General features: G+C 74.0%; 3 protein-coding genes and 1 pseudogene. 3 read left to right on the top strand and 1 reads right to left on the bottom strand.

Annotated elements, in window-relative coordinates; genetic code table 11:
• Together MXD58_RS23700 and MXD58_RS23695 are read left to right on the top strand one after the other, a co-directional pair.
• A partial coding sequence (locus tag MXD58_RS23700; protein ID WP_250609950.1) for an amidase occupies window positions 1-1,273 on the top strand: 1,273 nt, incomplete at its 5' end.
• Window positions 1,274-1,371: 98 nt separating this feature from the next.
• On the top strand, window positions 1,372-2,490 hold the full coding sequence (locus MXD58_RS23695; RefSeq protein WP_248836331.1) for a PP2C family protein-serine/threonine phosphatase: 1,119 nt from the start codon (window positions 1,372-1,374) through the stop codon (window positions 2,488-2,490).
• Window positions 2,491-2,555: 65 nt separating this feature from the next.
• Here MXD58_RS23695 and MXD58_RS23690 read toward each other — a convergent pair whose 3' ends face one another.
• Window positions 2,556-2,762, bottom strand: coding sequence for a DUF4236 domain-containing protein (locus MXD58_RS23690; protein WP_248836330.1), 207 nt, complete (start codon window positions 2,760-2,762; stop codon window positions 2,556-2,558).
• A gap of 191 nt (window positions 2,763-2,953) precedes the next feature.
• Here MXD58_RS23690 and MXD58_RS23685 point away from each other — a divergent pair.
• A pseudogene (locus MXD58_RS23685) lies at window positions 2,954-3,223 on the top strand (hypothetical protein); the annotation flags it as partial.

Raw genomic sequence — 3,223 nt, 5'->3', positions numbered from 1 at the left:
GGCACAACCGGCGCGCGGCCCCGGGCGGCGCGAGGCCGTCGACGCGGCCCGCCAGCATCGCCCGTTGCTGGGCGTGCCCATCGCGATCAAGGATGACACCGACCTCGCCGGCCTGCCGACGGCGTTCGGCGCCATGGGCGAGTTCCCGCCGGCGACCCGGGACAGCGAGATGGTCCGTCGCCTGCGCGCCGCCGGAGCGATCATCGTCGGGAAGACGAACACCCCGGAGTTCGGCCAGTGGCCGTTCACCGAGGGCCCGGCCTTCGGCGTCACCCGCAACCCGTGGGACCTCGACCACTCCCCCGGCGGGTCCTCCGGGGGCGCCGCGGCCGCCGTGGCCGCGGGGCTCGTACCCGCCGCGATCGGCTCCGACGGCGCCGGCTCCGTGCGTATCCCGGCGGCCTGGACGCACCTGGTCGGCATCAAGCCGCAGCGCGGGCGGATCTCCAGCGCGCCCGTGCGCGAACAGTTCAACGGCCTGACCGTCTACGGGCCGCTGACCAGGACGGTCGCGGACGGCGCCCTGCTGCTCGACGTGCTGTCCGGCAGCCTGGCCGTCGACCGGGACCGGACCCCGCCGCCCTCGGAGCCGTTCCTGACCGCGGCCGGCCATGCCCCGCCTCGGCTGCGGATCGGGCTGTCCCTGCACCGCCCGTACAGCGGTATGCCGGCCAGCCTCGATCCGGCGGTGCGCGCCGCGATCGAGCGGATCGCCGAGGTGCTCGCCGGCCTCGGGCACGAGATCGTGCCGGTCGAACCCCCCTACGGCGCGCTTGGCACGATTTTCCTGCCCCGGTCGATGGACGCGATCCGCGACTGGGCCGGCCGGGTCCCGGACCCGGCGCTGCTCGATCCGCGGACGGTGGCCAACGCCCGCACCGGCCGGCTGCTGCGCCCGTTCGTTCCGCTGGCCCGCGCGGCCGAGCCGCTCGCCCGACTCAACATCGGCCGGATCTTCCGGCGGGTGGACGTCGTGCTCGCGCCGACCACGGCGACTCCGCCGCCGCGGATCGGGGAGCTCAACCGGGAGAGCAACTGGGCCACCGACCAGGCGATCGTCGCCGCCTGCCCGTTCGCCTGGCCGTGGAACGTGCTGGGCTGGCCGGCCGTGAACGTCCCCGCCGGGCTCACCGCCGCGGGGCTTCCCGTGGGGGCGCAACTGCTGGGGCCGGCGGCCAGCGAGACGCGGCTGATCTCGCTGGCCGCGCAGCTCGAGCAGGTCGAACGCTGGCAGTCGCGCCGGCCCGGCCAGCGGCTCACCACGGCCGTCTGAGCGGCGGCGACCTGACCTCTCGGTCAGCTCGCCGTCACCTTCCTGACGACTTGGCCGGGTACCTGGGCGAACGCCTGGTCGGGTCGGGACAATGACACATGCTCACTGCCCGGATGAAACCCGCCGCGACCCCGGTGCCCGCCGGGCGAACGCCGGACAGTCTCCGGTTGATCATCGCCGGTGCGGCCGTCCTGCTCATCGTCCTCGTCCTGGACCTCGCGCCGTGCGTCGCGCTCACCGGGTACTTCGGGCTCGGCCCGTTGATCCTCGCTGCGGCCTGCCCGCCGCTGACCACCGCGACGATCGGTGCGGTGACGGTCGTCGTCGCCGTCGTGTCCGGGTTCTGGGACCACCGGTTCGGCGAGGCCTCGCACGTCGCGGCCATCGTCCTGGTGCTCATCCAGTCGGCGATCGCCGTCTACATCTGCGTCTACCGGGAACGCCAGCGCTCCAAGCTGCACCGGGTGCAGGCCGTCGCCGAGGTGGCGCAGCGCGCGCTGCTGCCGGACGTGCCGAGCCGGCTGGACGGAGCGGGTTTCGCCGCCCGCTACCTGTCCGCCGCCCAGGAGGCCTCGGTCGGCGGCGACCTCTACGAGGTCGTGTGCACCGCGCAGAGCATCCGGGTGATCATCGGGGATGTCCGCGGCAAGGGTCTGCCGGCCGTGCGACTCGCCTCCGTGGTGCTCGGGGCGTTCCGGGAGGCGGCGGTGACCTGGCTCGATCCGGAGCAGGTCGCGGCGGCGTGTGCCCGCGCGGTGGGTCGCGAGGCCGGCCCCGAGGACTTCGTCACCGCCCTCGTCATGGACATCCATCCCGACGGGCGGCTCGGGATGTGCTCCGCCGGGCACCACCCGCCCCGGCTGGTCTCCCCGGAGGGCGCGCGGACGCTGGAGCTGCTCTCACCGAGCCCGCCGTTCGGGCTGGCCGAGCGGTTCACCACCACCACCGACCGCTGGGACATCGGGGACCGGCTGTTGCTGTTCACCGACGGCCTCATCGAGGCCCGGGACCAGCACGGCGCCTTCTTTGCGCTCGACGACCGCCTCGACCTGCTGCGCGGCGGCGGCCAGGAGGAGGCGCTGGAGCGGCTGACGGCCGCGCTGAGCGCCCACGCCGGTGGGGAGCTGCACGACGACCTCGCGGTTCTGCTCGCGGAACGGCTGCCGGTCGCGGTTCCCCCGGACACGGCACCGGCCGCGCGGGTCGCCCTGGGCTGACGGCGGTTCGCCGTTCCAGGACGGTCCACGCGGCCGGGTCCAACGCCCCTGCCGCCCGCCGAGGGCTACGCCTTGGCGCGCCGGCCGCGCCCGGCGCGCCGGTAGGAGAACGGTCCGGGCAGGTCCACGCTGGACAGCCCGCCGCGCTTGTGGCGCGACCAGAGCCGCCAGGAAACACGCCCCATCTTCAGCGTGACCGAGGACACCCCGTTCTCGCTGACGTTGACGTAGAACGGGCCGTAATGCGGTCGACGTGTGTATCGCAGGCCCATGACGTGCGCACCTCCAGGTGAAGGCCGATACGGCGGGCATCGGCGACAACTCTGTTGTCGCCCGAATTCCGCTTCCTACACATCACGGCATGATTATCCGGTCGTCTAACCGGACGTCCGTCGAAGCCCGACATCGGCGACCCGCGCGCCGCTGCCCGGCGTGCGCACCCCCGGTCCGCTACGGTCGGCCCATGCGGACCGATGTCGCCACGGCCAGCCGCGAACGGCGTGTCTGCGGCCCGTCGGTAGCGGGCCGTGACGCCGCCCCGCATTCCCTGCTCGCCTTTTCCGCCGCCCCCTCCGCCATGGCCCCGGTCGGTTCACCGGACCGTTCCACGATGCGGCTACTTGTCATCCTGGTCATCGTTCTCAGCGCTGTCTGCGCCTTCGCCCTCGGCGGGCTGATAGCGGTCGCCGGACACCGGGCGAGCGCGGCCCCGACCGGAGGCTCGGCCGCGCCC

This window comes from Frankia sp. AgKG'84/4, assembly GCF_023242965.2.
In the GTDB taxonomy this organism is placed as follows: domain Bacteria; phylum Actinomycetota; class Actinomycetes; order Frankiales; family Frankiaceae; genus Frankia.
The sequence above is the reverse complement of the archived record's forward strand: the minus strand, read 5'-3'. Positions and strand labels throughout refer to the sequence as shown.

What these genes read in the sequence shown, in the direction of transcription:
- MXD58_RS23695 (WP_248836331.1), top strand. Translation starts at nt 1,372, where the DNA reads ATGCTCACTGCCCGGATGAAACCCGCCGCGACCCCGGTGCCCGCCGGG.
- MXD58_RS23690 (WP_248836330.1), bottom strand. Translation starts at nt 2,762, where the DNA reads ATGGGCCTGCGATACACACGTCGACCGCATTACGGCCCGTTCTACGTC.